This window comes from Patulibacter sp. SYSU D01012 (genome assembly GCF_017916475.1).
Classification (GTDB): Bacteria; Actinomycetota; Thermoleophilia; order Solirubrobacterales; family Solirubrobacteraceae; genus Patulibacter.
On the sequence record NZ_JAFMTB010000001.1, the window covers coordinates 1,914,153 to 1,928,841 of the forward strand.

General features: G+C 75.7%; 14 protein-coding genes. All 14 read left to right on the forward strand.

The window, feature by feature from the left end:
- Positions 1 to 2: 2 nt before the first annotated feature.
- The 14 genes from J3P29_RS08745 (at position 3) to J3P29_RS08810 (ending at position 14,670) form a co-directional block, all read left to right on the forward strand.
- Entirely contained in the window at positions 3 to 1,694 is a 1,692-nt protein-coding gene (locus tag J3P29_RS08745; RefSeq protein ID WP_210492718.1) for a DAK2 domain-containing protein, read from the forward strand.
- Positions 1,695 to 1,750: 56 nt separating this feature from the next.
- Positions 1,751 to 4,084: an ATP-dependent DNA helicase RecG gene (locus J3P29_RS08750; protein ID WP_349239790.1), complete on the forward strand. Its 2,334-nt coding sequence runs from the start codon at positions 1,751 to 1,753 to the stop codon at positions 4,082 to 4,084.
- A complete protein-coding gene (rsmD, locus tag J3P29_RS08755) occupies positions 4,081 to 4,623 on the forward strand; it encodes a 16S rRNA (guanine(966)-N(2))-methyltransferase RsmD (RefSeq protein ID WP_210492719.1) in 543 nt (180 codons plus the stop codon). The genes J3P29_RS08750 and rsmD overlap by 4 nt, the downstream gene beginning before the upstream one ends.
- Positions 4,620 to 5,144, forward strand: coding sequence for a pantetheine-phosphate adenylyltransferase (gene coaD / locus J3P29_RS08760; protein ID WP_210492720.1), 525 nt, complete (start codon positions 4,620 to 4,622; stop codon positions 5,142 to 5,144). The genes rsmD and coaD overlap by 4 nt, the downstream gene beginning before the upstream one ends.
- 189 nt (positions 5,145 to 5,333) lie before the next feature.
- Positions 5,334 to 5,807: an ATPase gene (locus J3P29_RS08765; protein WP_210492722.1), complete on the forward strand. Its 474-nt coding sequence runs from the start codon at positions 5,334 to 5,336 to the stop codon at positions 5,805 to 5,807.
- Between the two features lie 103 nt (positions 5,808 to 5,910).
- Positions 5,911 to 6,456, forward strand: a complete 546-nt coding sequence (locus J3P29_RS08770) for a DUF177 domain-containing protein (protein ID WP_210492723.1) — start codon at positions 5,911 to 5,913, stop codon at positions 6,454 to 6,456.
- Between the two features lie 68 nt (positions 6,457 to 6,524).
- The gene (gene rpmF / locus J3P29_RS08775; RefSeq protein ID WP_210492724.1) at positions 6,525 to 6,716 is read left to right on the forward strand and encodes a 50S ribosomal protein L32; all 192 of its coding nucleotides are present in this window, start codon (positions 6,525 to 6,527) and stop codon (positions 6,714 to 6,716) included.
- 37 nt (positions 6,717 to 6,753) lie between these two features.
- A complete protein-coding gene (locus J3P29_RS08780) occupies positions 6,754 to 7,809 on the forward strand; it encodes a phosphate acyltransferase (RefSeq protein WP_210492726.1) in 1,056 nt (351 codons plus the stop codon).
- Positions 7,810 to 7,821: 12 nt separating this feature from the next.
- On the forward strand, positions 7,822 to 8,076 hold the full coding sequence (locus tag J3P29_RS08785) for an acyl carrier protein (RefSeq protein ID WP_210492728.1): 255 nt from the start codon (positions 7,822 to 7,824) through the stop codon (positions 8,074 to 8,076).
- 6 nt (positions 8,077 to 8,082) lie between these two features.
- Positions 8,083 to 8,772: a putative dsRNA-binding protein gene (locus tag J3P29_RS08790; RefSeq protein ID WP_210492730.1), complete on the forward strand. Its 690-nt coding sequence runs from the start codon at positions 8,083 to 8,085 to the stop codon at positions 8,770 to 8,772.
- Positions 8,773 to 8,774: 2 nt separating this feature from the next.
- Complete coding sequence (locus J3P29_RS08795) at positions 8,775 to 12,029, forward strand: AAA family ATPase (protein ID WP_210492731.1); 3,255 nt, start codon at positions 8,775 to 8,777, stop codon at positions 12,027 to 12,029.
- A 60-nt stretch (positions 12,030 to 12,089) separates the two neighbouring features.
- Entirely contained in the window at positions 12,090 to 13,115 is a 1,026-nt protein-coding gene (ftsY, locus tag J3P29_RS08800; RefSeq protein ID WP_210492732.1) for a signal recognition particle-docking protein FtsY, read from the forward strand.
- 46 nt (positions 13,116 to 13,161) lie between these two features.
- Positions 13,162 to 13,590, forward strand: coding sequence for an NfeD family protein (locus J3P29_RS08805; RefSeq protein WP_210492733.1), 429 nt, complete (start codon positions 13,162 to 13,164; stop codon positions 13,588 to 13,590).
- Positions 13,591 to 13,668: 78 nt separating this feature from the next.
- Positions 13,669 to 14,670, forward strand: coding sequence for an SPFH domain-containing protein (locus J3P29_RS08810; protein WP_210492735.1), 1,002 nt, complete (start codon positions 13,669 to 13,671; stop codon positions 14,668 to 14,670).
- The last annotated feature ends 19 nt before the right edge of the window (positions 14,671 to 14,689 follow it).

The following is a 14,689-nucleotide window of genomic DNA, read 5'->3' on the forward strand; positions in this document are numbered from 1 at the left end:
CGTTGACCCCGGCCGATCCCAGCATCGTCCGCTTCCGCCAGATCGTGGCGGACGCGCTGGCGCACCTCGAGTCGCGCCGTCAGGAGATCAACGACCTGAACGTCTTCCCGGTCGCCGACGGCGACACGGGGGACAACATGGCCCTGACGCTCCGCTCGGTCGTCGGCGAGCTGGACGCCGCGATCGAGAGCGGCGTCTCGGCCGACGGCCCGGGGCGCACGGCCCTCGTCCAGCGTCTCGCCCGCGCCGCCCTGCTGGGCGCGCGCGGCAACAGCGGCGTCATCCTCTCGCAGCTCATCCGCGGCGCGGCGGAGGAGCTCGTCGCCCGTCCGGGCGAGCTGATCAGCGCCCCGCTCGTCGCGGCGGCGATCGCGGCGGCGTCCCGGCGCGGCTACGACTCCGTCCGCCAGCCGGTCGAGGGGACGATCCTCACCGTCGTCCGCGAGATGGCGGGCGCCGCCGCGCACCGCGTCGCGCTGCTCGATCCGGCGCAGCTCGCGGCCCCCGCGGGCGACGCGGAGCAGAACGCCGCGCTCGCCCTCGTGCTGGCCGAGGCCATCGCGGCCGGCCAGCGCGCCCTCGACGAGGGGCCCGAGCTGCTGCCGGCGCTCAAGGAGGCGGGCGTCGTCGACGCGGGCGGCTTCGGGCTGCTCATTTTCTTCGCCGGCGTGATCCGCTCCGTCGGCGCGGGCACGCCCGCCGAGGAGTTCGACATCCGGACGTACGCGGCGGCGCGCCTGGAGGGCATCGAGCACCAGTCCGAGACGTTCCGGTACTGCACGAACTTCGCGGTCACCGGTCGCGGGCTCGACGCGGGCCGCGCGCGCCGCGAGCTCGCCGAGCTCGGCGACTCGATCATCGTCGTGGTCGGCGACGAGGAGACGCTGAAGGTGCACGTCCACACGGACGAGCCGCAGGCGGCGATGGCGCTGTTCGGCGACGCCGACGTCACCCGGGTCGACGTCGCCGACATGCACGAGCAGGTGGCCGCCAACGCCGCCAAGGTCGCGGCCCGCAGCGCGGGCGCCGTCGCCGCCGCGGCGGCGGCCGAGCCCGCCGCGCGCACCCGCAGCGCCCTCGTCGCCGTCGTCGCCGGCGACGGCGTGGCCGCGGGCTTCGCCGCCCTCGGCGCCCGGCTGGTCGACGGCGGCACGACGATGAACCCGTCGACCGCCGACCTGGTCCGCGCCGTCGACGAGGCGCCCGCGGACGAGGTCGTCCTGCTGCCGAACAACCCGAACGTCCGCATGGCCGCCGAGCGCGCAGCCGAGCTGGCGGAGAAGCCGGTCGCAGTCGTGCCGACCCGCTCGCTCCAGGCCGGGCTCGCCATCGCGGTCGAGCACGCGCCCGACGACGACGCCGCCACGAACGCGGCGCGGCTGCAGGAGCTGCTGGACGAGCTGGCCACCGGCGGCGTCGCGCCGTCGGCGCGCAAGGATCCGGCCGGGCGCTTCGACGTCGGCGACGCCCTCGGGTACGTCGGCGACGAGCTGGTCGCCTGGGGCGCTCCGCAGGCGACGCTGCGCACCGTGCTCTCGCGCGTCGGCGCGGGCCGCGAGCTCGTGACGGTCCTCACCGCGGCCGAGACCCCGCTGGCGGACGACGCCGTGTCGGCCCTCGCGCCGGCGGACGTGGAGCTCGAGGTCATCCCTGGCGGGCAGCCCGCCTGGTGGTGGCTCGTCGCCGCCGAGTGAGCGGCCCGGGCCGCTCCTCCGCGGACCGTCCGAGCGGTCCGCGACGATCCGCGGACGTGGCCGCCGACGCCGCACCCCTCCCCGTCGTCCCGCGCGACGACCGCGACGCGACGCCGTCCCCGGCGGAGGATCCGCACGCCGCCGACGCCGCCCCGGTCCGCGACGACGCCGCCGCCCCGCGGAGGGACGACGCCGGGCCCGCCGGCCCCGTCGCCTTCGCGACGGGCGAGCCGCTGGGTCGCGACGCCCTGCGCGCCGCACCGGTCCGGCGGCCGCGCCCGTCGCGCTGGGCGCGGTCCAGCGGCTTCACGGGCAAGAAGGCGCTCGCCGCGGCGGCGACGCTGGGCATCGACACCGTCGGTGGCCTCCTCACGCATCTGCCCGTCGAGAGCGGCCGCGTCGGCACGATCTCGGGCCTGCGCCCGGAGGAGCGGACGACCGTCCTGGTCGAGGTGCGCCGGATCGCCAGCCGGCCCGTGCGCCGGCGCGGGATGCGCCCGCTGGTCGAGGCGCTGGTCACCGACGGCACGGGCACCCTGCGCGTCGCGTTCTTCAACCAGCCGTGGCTCGTCGAGCGCTACCCGCCGGGCACGCGCCTCCTGCTCAACGGCACGCTGAAGGGTCCGGGGCGGTTCTCCGTGCAGGCGCACGCCCCCAGCAGCGACCCGCTCCCCGCGCCGGCCACCCTCGACGACGGCGTGCTGCCGGACGAGGCTCCCGCCGACGCCGGCCCCCCGCCCGACGCCCCGGCCGTCGCGCGCTACCCGGCGTCCGAGGGTCTGACGTCGATCGAGATCCTCGCGCGCGTGCGGGAGCTCGGGGAGGACCTGCACGACGCGGTCGACCCCCTGCCGGGCCGCCTGCGCGCCCGCCAGCGCCTCGCCGGCCGGGTGGACGCGCTGCACGCCGCGCACCTGGGGGACCACGATGGCGGTCGTCGGCGCCTGGCCTTCGACGAGCTGCTGATGACGCAGCTCGAGTACCTGCGCCGCCGTCGCGCCCACGGGCACGGGCGCAGCGCGGTGACCCTCGACGGGCCGACGGGCCTGACCGACCGCTGGCGCGCCGAGGGCCTGCCCTTCCCGCTCACGGGCGACCAGGAGCGGGCGGTGGCGGAGAACGCCGCCGCGCTGGCCCGCCCCGAGCCGCTGCAGCGCCTGCTGATGGGCGAGGTCGGCTCGGGCAAGACCGTGGTGGCGCTCCACGCCATGCTCCGCGCCGTCGAGTGCGGGCACCAGGCGGCGCTCATGGCGCCGACGGAGACGCTGGCCGAGCAGCACTTCCGGACGATCCAGTCGCTGCTGCCGGACATCCTCGTCCCGGTCGAGCTGCTCACGGGCTCGACGACGGGCGCCCGCCGCCGCCGGACCCTCGAGCGCCTGGCGTCCGGGGAGCTGCCGCTGCTCGTCGGCACCCACGCGCTGATCGAGGATCCCGTCGTGTTCCGCTCGCTCGCGGTCGCCGTGGTGGACGAGCAGCACCGCTTCGGGGTGCGCCAGCGCTCCGCCCTGGACCGCAAGGCGGCCGCGGGGCCGGCCGGGGCGGGCGCGGTGCACATGCTCCACATGACCGCCACGCCGATCCCGCGCACGATGGCGCTGCTGGCCTACGGCGACCTCGACGTGGTGGCGCTGCGGCAGCTTCCCAAGGGCCGCAAGCCGGTGGCCACGCACGTCTGCGCCACGGACCGCGAGCGCGCGCGGGCCTACGAGAAGATCCGCGAGGAGGTGGCCGCGGGGCGGCAGGCGTTCGTCGTCTGCCCGCTCGTGGACGACTCCGAGGCCCTCGACGCCCGCTCCGCGGTGGCTGAGCACGCCCGCCTGCAGGCGGGCGAGCTGAAGGACCTGCGCGTGGCGCTGCTCCACGGCCAGATGCGCCCCGCCGAGAAGCAGGCGGTCATGGAGCGCTTCGCGGGCGGCGACGCCGACGTCCTCGTCGCCACGACGGTCATCGAGGTGGGGATCGACGTGCCGAACGCCACGGTGATGCTGATCGAGAACGCCGAGCGCTTCGGCATCTCGCAGCTGCACCAGCTGCGCGGGCGCGTCGGTCGCGGCGCCCACGCCTCCACGTGCCTGCTCTTCGGCCCGAAGAGCACCGCGCGGCTGCGGGCGCTGGCCTCGCACGCCGACGGCTTCGCGCTGTCCGAGGTGGACCTGCAGCTCCGCGGGGAGGGCGAGCTGCTCGGCACGCGACAGTCGGGGATCGCCCGCTTCCGCACCGCCCGACTGCCCGACGACGGCGACCTGCTGCTGCGCGCCCGCGACGTCGCGGAGGAGCTGGCCGCGACCGACCCCGACCTGTCCGACCCCGTGCACGCGCCGCTCCGCGACGAGCTGCTGGCCCGCGCCGCCGCCCTCGGCGAGGACGGCCAGGCGATCCCGGCGTGAGGATCGTCGCCGGCATCCACCGGGGGCGGCGCCTGGTCGCGCCGCCCGGGGACGGCACCCGGCCGACGAGCGACCGGGTGCGCGAGGCCCTGTTCTCGATCCTCGGGCCGCTCGGCGGCGCGCGCGTCCTGGACCTGTGGGCCGGCACCGGCGCGCTCGGCCTGGAGGCCCTCTCGCGCGGGGCGTCGCACGCCACGTTCGTCGAGCGCGACCGGCGCGCGCTCGCCGCGCTGCGCGCCAACGTGGGCGCGCTGGACTTGGCTCCGGAGCAGGCCCGCGTCGTGGCCGGCGACGCCCTGCGGCACGTCCGGGACGCAGCGGGACGCGGCGAGGCATACGATCTCGTCGTGCTCGACCCGCCGTACCGCGACGCGCCCCGGCTCCGCCCGGTGCTCGCCGAGGTGCTGCGGCCGCTCTTGGGGGAGGGGGCGCGGGTGGTGACGGAATCCGACCGTCGTGATCCGCTGATCCTGGACGCCCTCGGGACCGCGGACGAGCGTCGCTACGGGGACACCCTCATCGCCATCCATCGCCCATGAGTCGCAGCCACGAACCACGCATCGCCGTCGTCCCCGGGAGCTACGACCCGGTCACGAACGGCCACCTCGACATCATCAAGCGGGCCGCCGGCCTGTTCGACGAGGTCGTCGTGGCGGTCGTGAACCAGTCCGTCCGCAAGAGCTCCGCGCTGTTCTCGACGGAGGAGCGCGTCGGGTTCATCCAGGACGCCCTCGCCGAGGCCGGCGTCGACAACGTCCGCGTCGAGCCGTTCTTCGAGCTCGTCGTGACGTTCGCCCGGCGCGTCGGCGCCCAGGCGATCGTCAAGGGCCTGCGGCAGATCTCGGACTTCGAGTACGAGATGGAGATGGGCCACCTCAACCGCGAGCAGGCCCCGGACATCGAGTCCGTCTTCGTGATGGCCAGCCCGCGGTACGCGTACCTGTCGTCCAGCTGGGTCAAGGAGCTGGCGCGCTTCGACGGCCGGATCGAGGGCCTGGTCCCCGCCCCGGTCGCCGAGCAGCTGGCGGAGCGCCTGACGCGGCAGCGCGCCGCGTCGTAGCGCCCACGGCTCCGCCGCGGGCGGCGCCGCCCGCGCGGTTCCGCGTCGCCGCGGCGTGGGCACGATCTTGCACGCGAGCGCCCGCGGATTGGCGCACTTTGCGGGATAGGGCAGGATGTACGAAACCCTCCATCGGGTTGCGGTCGGGAAGGAGGACTTCCCGGACGCGCCGCGAAACGGACGTATGCCATGGACGTTCTGGTCCTCATCGACAAACTCGACGACCTCGTACACAACGCGAAGCCGGTCCCGCTGACGGACCAGGTGCGCGTTGACCGCGAGGAGATCTTCGACATCCTCGACCAGATGCGGGCCACGATCCCCGAGGAGATCAAGCAGGCCCGGTGGATCGTCAAGGAGCGGCAGGAGATGCTGGCCGAGGCGAAGCGCGAGGCCGAGCGCATCATCAAGGAGGGCAAGGAGCAGCAGGTCGAGCTCGTGTCCCAGCAGGAGGTCGTCAAGCTCGCCGAGCGCGAGGCCGACGACATCATCGACGAGGCGCGGGCCCGCGAGCGGGAGATCCGCCTGGGCGCCGAGGACTACGCCGACGAGATCCTGAACACGCTCGAGGTGAACCTCATGAAGTTCATCGCGGCGGTGCGCCGCGGGCGCGAGCGCCTGCAGGGCAAGGACGACGCCGAGCTCGAGGGCGCCGAGCGCTGAGCCGCCCGGTCGCCCGGCCGCCCCGAGAGGCCGGCCGCGCGGCGACGTCCGCCCGCCGGACCGGCCGGTCCGGCCCGCAGCCCCCGCGGAGTACCCTGGGGGAATGGAGCCCACCGACATCATCGATCTCGCCGGGCTGCGCATGGGCCCGGGCGAGGGCCGGCGACTCGACCTCCCCGTCGCGCTCGACGCGATCCGGCTGAGCGAGCAGGGCTACGCCCCCGAGCCGTCCGTCCCCGAGGTCCGGCTCGACGTCTCCCGCATGCTCGGCGGCGGCTACGCGCTGCAGCTGCGGTTCGCGACGCAGCTCTCCGGCCCGTGCATGCGCTGCCTGGCTCCGACGGAGACGACGATCGACGTCGACGTCCGCGAGCTCGAGCAGAAGAAGCGCGACCCCGAGGAGCAGTTCGACTCGGAGTACGTCGACGGCGACGAGCTGCAGCTGGGCCGCTGGGCCAACGACTCGTTCGTCTTCTCGCTGCCCCAGCGGATCCTCTGCACGGAGGACTGCAAGGGCCTGTGCCCCGAGTGCGGCGAGAACCTGAACGAGCACCCGGACCACCGCCACGAGGCGAAGCCCGACGCGCGGATGGCGGCGCTGGCCAGCATCCGCTTCGACGAGGACGGCAACCTCGTGCAGGGGTCCTAGGACCCCCGCCCGGTGCAGGGGGAACCGCGCGACACGCCGCGCGCGGATCCCCTATTGTTCCTCGCCTTATGGCCGTACCGAAGCAGAAGCAGTCGCACGCCCGTACCGCCAAGCGCCGTGCGCAGCACAAGGCTGCCCGTCCTACGGTCAACGAGTGCCCGCAGTGCCACAGCCCGCGCATCCCGCACCGAGTGTGCGGCACGTGCGGCTACTACGACGGCCGCGTCGTCGTCGCCCCGAAGAGCTCGCTCGACTTCTAGGACGCGCCGCCGGCCCCCGGGCCGGCGCCCCTGACGCATGACGGTCACCGTCGCGGTCGACACGACCGGGGCCGACCTCGGCCCCGCCGAGGTCGCCGCCGGCGCCCTCATCGCCGCCCGGCGCGGCGTCGCGGTGCGGCTCTACGGCCCCGCCGCCGAGCTGCTGGCCGTCGTGGACGGCGCGTCCGGCGTCGAGGTGATCGACGCCCCGCTGTCCATCGCGAAGGCGCCGGACCCCGCCGCGGCCGTCCGCGGCAACCCGGACGCCTCGATCGTCCAGACCGTCCGCGCCGTCGCGAAGGGCGAGGCGGACACCTTCGTCGTCGCCGGCGCCACCGGCCCCGCGCTCGCCGCGGGGCTCATGCACGTCCGTCGGGCTCGCGGCATCCACCGGCCCGCGCTCGCGCTGCCGCTGCCCACGCCGGGCAGTCCCGTGACGCTCGTCGACGTCGGCGCGAACGTCGAGTCCCGCCCGGACCACCTCGTGCAGTTCGGCTTCATGGGCGCGGCCCTGGCCCGCACCGTGCTCGGCATCGAGCGTCCGCGCCTGGCCCTCCTGAGCAACGGCGAGGAGCCGACGAAGGGCACGCCCGACGTCGTCGAGGTCCACGCCACGCTGCGCGACCGCCTCGCCGACCACCCGCACATCCGCTTCGTCGGCAACGTCGAGGGCAAGGACCTGACCGCCGGCGTGGCCGACGTCGTCGTCACGGACGGGTTCACCGGCAACGTCGCGCTCAAGCTGATGGAGGGCGTGTCGCAGAGCGTCGTCTCCGGCGTCCGCAGCGCCGCGATGTCGAGCCCCGTCGCGATGCTGGGCGGGCTGCTGCTGCGCCGTTCGCTCGGGCGCTTCAAGGCGTCCATCGACCCCGAGCGGTCCGGCGGGGCCTACCTGCTGGGCCTGAAGTCGCTCGGCGTGGTGCCGCACGGACGCTTCTCGCGCGACGGCTTCGCGCAGGCGATCCTGCTCGCGGCCCAGGGCGCGGAGCGATCCGTCACGGACCTCATCCACGCCGACCTGGAGGCCGCGGGCGCGCTGCGCCGCGCGCCCGCCGCGGTCGCCGCCCCGCCCGCTGACCGGGCCACCAGCTAGCGTCTGGCGATCATGACGCGCGACGAGGTCCTCGACATCGTCCGGCGCCACCTCGCGGAGGAGCTCGAGGTGGACCCGGACCAGATCACGGAGTCCACGCGGCTGAAGGAGGACCTCGAGGCCGACTCGCTCGATCTCTTCACGCTCGTGCAGGAGCTGGAGGACTCGCACGGCGTCGTGCTCCCCGAGGAGGAGGCGGCCCGGATCACGACCGTGGGCGAGGCCGCCGACGCCGTCCTCCGCCACCTCCCGGCGACCGCGTCGTAGGCCCCGGTGGCCGAGGACGTCCCCACGCGCAAGCTGCGCGACCTGCTCGACGCCCTGCCCGAGGCGGCGCGTCGCCCCGTCTTCAGCCACGCGTCGTGGACAGCGCGCCGGTCGGAGTCGTACGAGCGGCTGGCGTTCCTGGGCGACAGCGTCCTCGAGCTGGCGATCTCGACGCACCTGTTCCACACCCTGGATGCCGAGCGCTTCGGGGCGGGGCGGCTGACCGAGGTGCGGGCGGGCACCGTCTCGGCCGCACCGTGCCGCCGGGTCGCCGAGCGGCTCGAGGTGCCGCGGCGGATGGCGGAGACGGCGCCCGACAACCTGCGCCGCCGCGTCGCCGAGCTCTCGCGCACCGAGCGCGTGCTCGCGTCGATCTGCGAGGCGATCATCGGCGCCTGCTACCTCGAGCACGGCTACGAGCGCACCGCCGAGGCCGTCGTCGAGGCGTTCGCGCCGGAGCTCGGCGACGCGCTCGACCGCCCCGCGGACCACAAGAGCCGGCTGCAGGAGTGGCTCATGGCCCGGGGCCGCACGGTCGAGTACCGTGTGACGGACGAGATCGGCTCGCCGCACGACCGCACGTTCGTCGTCGAGGCGCTCGTCGACGGGGACGTCCTGGGGTCCGGCCGCGGCCGCTCGAAGAAGCTCGCCGAGCAGGAGGCCGCGCGCGAGGCGCTCGCCGCTCTCGGCGCGTAGCGATGCACCTCAAGTCGCTCACGCTCAAGGGCTTCAAGTCCTTCCCCGACCGCACCCGGCTGGAGTTCGATCCGGGCGTCTCGGTGGTCGTCGGCCCGAACGGGTCCGGCAAGAGCAACGTGACCGACGCGATCCTCTGGGCGCTCGGCGAGCAGCGCCCGCTCGCGATCCGCGGGCAGTCGATGCAGGACGTCATCTTCGGCGGCGGCCGCGGCGTGCAGGCCCGCGACGCGGCCGAGGTCGAGCTCGTCCTCGACAACTCCGACGGCACGGTCGACCTGCCCGTCGGCGAGATCTCCGTGGTCCGGCGGCTGGACCGCTCGGGCGAGGGCGGCTACCGGCTGAACGGCGCCCGCGCCCGGCTGACCGACGTGCAGGAGGTCCTCTCGGACACGGGCCTGGGCAAGGAGGCGCACTCCGTCGTCTCGCAGGGCCGCGTCGAGGCGATCGTCACGTCGAAGCCGAAGGACCGCCGGCTGCTGATCGAGGAGGCCGCGGGCCTGGGCAAGCACCGCAAGCGCCGCCGCCGCGCGCAGCTCAAGCTGGAGCGGACGCGGGCCAACCTGGACCAGGCGTTGATCGTCGAGCAGGAGGCCCGCAAGCAGCTGGGGCCGCTCAAGCGCCAGGCCGAGGCGGCCGAGCTGCACGAGCGCCTGGAGCGCCAGACCGTCGAGGCCCGCTGGGAGCTCGTCCGCGACGGGCTGCGCGAGCGGCGCGCGCAGCGGGCGACCGCGGACGCCGAGCGCACGTCGGCGCTGGCCGAGCGGGAGCGCCTTCAGGCGGACCTGGACGCCGTGGTGGCGGAGCGCCGGCAGGCCGAGGAGGCGCTCGCCGAGCAGGCCCAGCGGCGCGACCGCCTGGCGTCCCGCGCCCGCCGCGTGGCCTCGGCCGCCGAGCGCGTCGAGCTGCGCGTCGAGCGCGTCGCGGACCGCCGGCAGGCGCTGGCCGAGCGCATCGAGCGGCGACAGGAGGACCTGGCCGCCCTGCGCGCGCAGGCGGCCGCCGACGAGCCCGACGAGGCGGGCGCGTCGCGGATCGAGGGGCTCGAGGCGGAGCTCGCCGAGCTCGACCGCCAGCGGCAGGAGACGCTCGAGCGCGAGGTCGCGCTCCTCGAGGGCAAGCGCGAGGAGGCCGAGGCGGCGGTCGCGGCGGCCCGCGAGGCGGCCGAAGCCGTGCGCGCCGCCGGCCGCGAGATCGACGCGAAGGCCGAGGCGGTGCGCGTCCGGCGCCGCGAGCTGGAGGGCGCCGCGGAGCGCGCCCGCCGGGAGGCCGCGAAGGTCGGCGCCCAGCTCGCGGCGGCCAACCAGTTCCTGCGCGGGGTCGGCGGCGTGGCGGGCGGCCGTCCCGGGGCGCCGAAGGTCAGCACCCTGTCCGCCGGCCTGCGCGTGGCCGACGGGCGCGAGCTCGCCGTCGCGGCGGCGCTCGACGGCCGGCTGAGCGCCGCGGTGGCCGCCGACCCGGCGACGGGCCGCGAGCTGCTGGGCCGGACCGGCCGCGACGGCGGCCGGGTGCTGCTGCCGGCCGACGCGGCCGTCGCCGACGTCGCGGGCGACCCGCCGCTGCCGGGCGCCGAGCCGCTCGCGCCCGCCGTCCGCGGCGAGGACGATGCCGTGGCGATCGCCCGGCGGATGCTCGTGGACGCCTGGCTCGTCGACGCGCTCCCCGACGCGGCGCCCGCGGGCTTCGCCGGGACCCTGGTGACGGCCGACGGCCACGTCTGGCGCGTGGGGGTGGGGGAGCTGCAGCGCAGCCCCCAGGGTGGCGAGGACCGCGTGCTCGCCGAGCGCAACCGGCGGGACCGGCTCGTCGGCGAGAGCGAGGCCGCGGCGCAGGCCGAGCACGCGGCGGTGCAGGCCGTGGAGGCGCTGCGGGACGAGCTGGCCGACGTCGACCGCGAGCGCGAGCGGCACGAGGAGGCGTCGCGCGAGGCGCGCCGTGCGGTCGTCGACGCCGAGGAGGCGCTGCGCGACGCCGTGCGGGCGGTCCAGCGCCGCCAGCTCGCCCCCGACGAGGGGCCGACGGCGGTCCACCGCGCGCACCTCGTCGGCGAGCTGCAGGCCGAGCGCCGCACGGCCGAGCGGCTGCGGCGCGAGCGGGCCGAGCGGGCGGCCCGCGAGGCGTCGTTGCGCGAGGCGCTCGCCGCCGACGAGGCGCTCGTGCCGGCCGGGGAACGCATCACGACGGCGCTCGTCGACGCGCTGCGGGCGCTCCGCGAGCGCGCCGCGACGCTCGAGCAGGCCGTCCGCGCCGACCGCGAAGCGGGGGACGACGTCGCGGGCCGCCTGCGCTCCTGCGCGTCGCGCGAGGCGGAGCTGTCGCAGGCCCTGCGGCGCACGGGCGACCGCCTGACCGCCGCCGAGGTCGCGGCCCAGCGGGCGGGCGACCAGGAGCGCGAGATCGTGGTCGAGCTGGAGGCGCTGGCCGAGCGGCTGGGCCTGCCGGCGGAGCCCGCCGACGAGGCGCTCGACCCAGAGACGGCCACGCAGCTGCGCGAGCGGATCGCCCGGCTGCAGAAGCGCCGCGAGCAGCTCGGCCCCGTCAACCCGCTGGCCAAGGACGCCTACGACGAGGCGCGGGAGCACGTCGAGACGCTCGAGATCCAGCGCACCGACCTGGAGACCGCGCTGCGCGAGCTGCGCGCGTTCGTCCGTGACACGGACCGCCAGATCCGCGAGACGTTCGAGCAGACGTTCGCGGCGTGCTCGCGCAACTTCGAGGAGCTGGCGCAGCACGTCTTCCCCGGCGGTCGCGGCCGGCTGCGCCTGGTGCGCGGCGAGGAGGAGGGCGCCCGCGCCGAGGGCGACGACGGCGCGGCGTCGGACGCGTCGCTCGACGACGCCGACCAGGACGCGGTCGAGGAGGACGACGATGTCGGTGTCGAGATCGAGATCACGCCCGCCGGCAAGTCGATGAAGCGCCTGACGCTCATGTCGGGCGGCGAGAAGACGATGACCGCCATCGCGTTCCTCTTCGCGGTGTTCCTGGCGAAGCCGTCGCCGTTCTACGTGCTCGACGAGGTCGAGGCCGCGCTCGACGACCTCAACATCGACCGCTTCCTGCAGCTCCTGCGCCGCTACCGCGACCGCGCGCAGTTCATCGTCGTCACGCACCAGAAGCGGACGATGGACGTGGCAGACGCGCTCTACGGCGTGTCGATGGGCGGCGACGGCGTGTCGAAGGTCGTCTCGCGCCGCCTGGACCAGTCCGACGCCCGCCCGGAGTCCCTGCCGGGCATGGGCGTCGGCGCCGAGGGCTGAGCGCGTCCCGCCGCGCGCGGCGCCCCGGTCCGCCGGCCGCCGCTCGCTACCCTCGGAGGGATGGCGCGCGAGTGGACCGACCTCTTCACCCTGGACGAGGCGCGCGCGCAGGTCGCCGCGGCGAGCCGGGCCCAGGAGCCCGAGAAGCGCGGTCGCTTCTTCAAGCGCCTACGCCAGAATCTGCGCAAGACCCGCGAGGCGCTGGGCGCCGAGCTGACGCAGACGCTGTTCGACACGCTCGACGACGAGACGTGGGAGCGCCTGGAGGAGGCGCTGATCATGGCCGACGTCGGCGCCCGCGCCACGGCGGACATCGTCGGCCGGCTGGAGACCGAGGCCACGACGGGCGGCGTCACCGACCCGCAGGCGCTCCAGGCGCGTCTGGCGGAGCTGCTCGCCGAGGCGGCCCGACCGACGGGCGACGCGCGTATCGACCTGCGCCACGCCCCGACGGTGATCATGGTCTGCGGCATCAACGGCACGGGCAAGACGACGTCGATCGGCAAGCTCGCCCACGTCCTCACCCACGAGCTCGGCCAGCGCGTCGTGCTCGGCGCCGCCGACACGTTCCGCGCGGCGGCGGTCGAGCAGCTGCAGATCTGGGGCACCCGCGCGGGCGTCGAGGTCGTGACCGGCAAGGAGGGCACGGACCCGGCCTCGGTCGCCTACGAGGCGGTCCGGCGCGGGCGGGAGTCGGGCGCGGACGTGGTGATCGTCGACACCGCCGGCCGTCTGCACACCCAGCTGCCGCTCATGGAGGAGCTGTCGAAGGTGCGCCGCGTGGTCGAGAAGCTCCTGCCGGGCGCGCCGCACGAGATCCTGCTGACCGTCGACGCGACGACCGGCCAGAACGGCCTGCGCCAGGCGATGGAGTTCTCGAAGGTCGCGCCGGTCTCGGGCATCGTGCTGACGAAGCTCGACGGCTCGGCGAAGGGCGGCATCGCGATCGCGATCGCCCAGGAGCTGCAGATCCCGGTCAAGCTCATCGGCATCGGCGAGGCGCTCGAGGACCTGCGCCCGTTCGACGCCGACGACTTCGCGCAGGCGCTCGTCCGGCCGGACGACGTGGCGGCGCCGCGCGCCTGAGCGCGCCACGGCACGGCGGCGGGCGCGCGGGCACTAGGCTGGCGCCATGGACGCGTGGCTCGTCTGGCTCATCGTCGCCGTGGTGCTCGGGGCCGGCGAGGTCCTGACGCTCTCGCTCTTCCTGGGGCCGTTCGCGCTGGGGGCCGGCGGGGCGGCGGCCACCGCGGCGCTCGGCGGTGACCTGGCGCCGCAGCTGCTCGTCTTCGCCGTCGTCGCGGCCGTCACGCTCCTGGCGGTGCGCCCCGTCGCCAAGCGGCACCTGCGCCAGCCGTCGACGACGCGGACGGGGACGGCCGCGCTCGTCGGCCGCACCGCCACGGTCGTGCGGGCGCTCGAGGGGCCGGAGCGCACGGGGCAGGTGCGCCTGGCCGGCGAGGTGTGGAGCGCCCGCAGCGCCGGGCTGGAGGACGTGCCGGCAGGCGAGACCGTCACCGTCCTCGAGATCGACGGCGCGACGGTCGTCGTCGCCGACTGACGCGGCCGGCACGGCCACCGCAGCGCGGGCGCCCGCGGGGTAGGCTGGCGGCCCCGTTCCCCGTCCCGGAGCCCCGCCGTGGCCGCCCTCATCGCCGTCGTCGTCGTCCTCGTCTTCGCCCTGCTGCTGGCGGCGAAGACCGTCCGCATCATCCCGCAGGCCCGCGCCGGCATCGTCGAGCGCCTGGGCCGCTACCACCGCACGCTCGAGCCGGGCCTGCGGATCACGGTGCCGTTCATCGACCGCCTGCTGCCGCTGCTGGACCTGCGCGAGCAGGTCGTCAGCTTCCCGCCGAACGCCGTGATCACCGAGGACAACGTGTCGGTGCAGATCGACACGGTCCTCTACTTCCAGATCACCGACCCGAAGTCGGCGACCTACGAGGTCGCCAACCCGCTGCAGGCGATCGAGCAGCTGACGGCGACGACGCTGCGCAACGTCATCGGCGGCCTGACGCTCGAGCAGGCGCTGACCTCGCGCGACGAGATCAACGCCCAGCTGCGCACCGTCCTGGACGAGGCGACGGGCAAGTGGGGCATCCGCGTGAGCCGCGTCGAGCTGAAGGCGATCGACCCGCCGGCGACGATCCTCGACGCGATGGAGAAGCAGATGCGCGCCGAGCGCGACCGTCGCGCGTCGATCCTCACGGCCGAGGGCTCGAAGCAGAGCCAGATCCTGACGGCGCAGGGCGAGAAGGAGGCCGCGGTGCTGAAGGCCGAGGGCCAGAAGACCGCCGCCGTCCTGAAGGCGGAGGGCGAGGCGAAGGCCATCGACACGGTCTTCACCGCCATCCACGCCGGCGGCCCCGACCGCGAGCTGCTCACCTACCAGTACCTGCAGATGCTGCCCGAGCTGGCGAAGGGCTCCGCGAACAAGGTCTTCGTGATCCCGTCCGAGATCACGCAGGGCATCGCCGGGCTCGGCGGCGCGGTCGACGCGCTGCGCCAGGCGTCGGGCCAGGGCCCGGTCGACGGCGGCGGCGACGCGGCCGGTCGCGCGGCCCTCGGCGCGGCGCCCACCGACGCGGCCGCCGGGACGGCGCCGGCGCCGCAGGGCAGCAGCGCCGAGCGCCCGGCGTAGCCGCCCCGCGGGCCCCGGC

Coding starts and splice junctions, on each gene's coding strand:
- coaD (WP_210492720.1), top strand. CDS start 4,620: ATGAGTCGCAGCCACGAACCACGCATCGCCGTCGTCCCCGGGAGCTAC.
- J3P29_RS08765 (WP_210492722.1), top strand. CDS start 5,334: ATGGACGTTCTGGTCCTCATCGACAAACTCGACGACCTCGTACACAAC.
- J3P29_RS08770 (WP_210492723.1), top strand. CDS start 5,911: ATGGAGCCCACCGACATCATCGATCTCGCCGGGCTGCGCATGGGCCCG.
- rpmF (WP_210492724.1), top strand. CDS start 6,525: ATGGCCGTACCGAAGCAGAAGCAGTCGCACGCCCGTACCGCCAAGCGC.
- J3P29_RS08780 (WP_210492726.1), top strand. CDS start 6,754: ATGACGGTCACCGTCGCGGTCGACACGACCGGGGCCGACCTCGGCCCC.
- J3P29_RS08785 (WP_210492728.1), top strand. CDS start 7,822: ATGACGCGCGACGAGGTCCTCGACATCGTCCGGCGCCACCTCGCGGAG.
- J3P29_RS08795 (WP_210492731.1), top strand. CDS start 8,775: ATGCACCTCAAGTCGCTCACGCTCAAGGGCTTCAAGTCCTTCCCCGAC.
- ftsY (WP_210492732.1), top strand. CDS start 12,090: ATGGCGCGCGAGTGGACCGACCTCTTCACCCTGGACGAGGCGCGCGCG.
- J3P29_RS08805 (WP_210492733.1), top strand. CDS start 13,162: ATGGACGCGTGGCTCGTCTGGCTCATCGTCGCCGTGGTGCTCGGGGCC.